This window comes from Polynucleobacter sp. 35-46-11 (assembly GCF_002281105.1).
The window spans coordinates 1-1,013 of the sequence record NZ_NCFJ01000756.1; the positions used below are offsets into that span (position 1 = coordinate 1).

The following is a 1,013-nucleotide window of genomic DNA, read 5'->3' on the forward strand; positions in this document are numbered from 1 at the left end:
CTGCCCGTGACCTCCGACGCATGATTTTGCAATTTTCCTCGATCTCTATGGAAACAATCTGCCATATTTACATTGGCAGAAGTATTGCAACGTATTGCAGACAAAAATAATCGTGTCCCCGTCGCGAAAAGAAGTGAAGGACACCAACGCGCCCTTCACTTCCCGATTCAAATCGTCACTTCGGCAATTTGTCCACGTCGATGCCGACTGTAACCGCTCCGATCGCCTGACCATTTACAGGATCTTTTATCGTCAGACTGACCTGCGATACATTTTATTACCAGTTTTAGGTACCTCATCATGACCTCCCTAAAATCCGGTGTGAATTGCTGTTTTAAGTGCTGCGGTGCTCACATCGCCGCCGGCGACTGCTTCGCAATAAATTTCATCGGCTCCTAAACGCGCGTGCCGCCAACGCTACGTTCGCCAGCAAAATCAGTATGCATCCAAGGAAAAATACGGGCGCATTCCAGTCGCCGAAGGAAACCGTGCGGGGCAAGATCAGCCCAGCACCGATGCACCAAAGAACGAGCGCTAGAGCCAAGCTTCCATCGTCGATAAACAAGCTCCAAAGCTCGCGCAGAATCGTTAGCAGTATTTTCATGCTGCATCTCTTACCGTTTAGGCCGATGGATTGCGGACAAGGCGGACTGCACCCAATGCGGTGATTAGGAGCAGCGCAACCATCCCAACGATTGCAAAGTCGTTACCCGGCCAATGGAGGCCAAGGCCTTCGCCGATCCAAAAAATTCCGAAGGCGGAGATCAATACGCCGACGGCGAACTTAAGCGCATTCTCAGGCACCCGAGCGAGCGGTCGGTGCAGTGTAAGGCCAAGTATGATCACAAGGATGCCGGCCACCGCCGCGCCGATGCTCGCCGGTACTAATAAATCTCCTGCGGCACCTACTGCGATGACGATGAAGACTACCTCAACGCCCTCAAGCACGACCGCTTTAAAGGTCGTCAGTACGGCAATTGGATCAAGTATAAACGAAGCCACGGGGCCTGCTG

At 52.5% G+C, this 1,013-nt stretch carries 1 protein-coding gene and 1 pseudogene; both read right to left on the reverse strand.

Features of this window, described 5'->3' with window-relative positions:
- Window positions 1-395: 395 nt before the first annotated feature.
- A complete protein-coding gene (locus tag B7Y67_RS19350) occupies window positions 396-611 on the reverse strand; it encodes a hypothetical protein (RefSeq protein ID WP_293600025.1) in 216 nt (71 codons plus the stop codon).
- Between the two features lie 10 nt (window positions 612-621).
- A pseudogene (locus tag B7Y67_RS19355) lies at window positions 622-1,013 on the reverse strand (hypothetical protein); the annotation flags it as partial.

What these genes read in the sequence shown, in the direction of transcription:
- B7Y67_RS19350 (WP_293600025.1), bottom strand. Translation starts at nt 611, where the DNA reads ATGCAGCATGAAAATACTGCTAACGATTCTGCGCGAGCTTTGGAGCTT.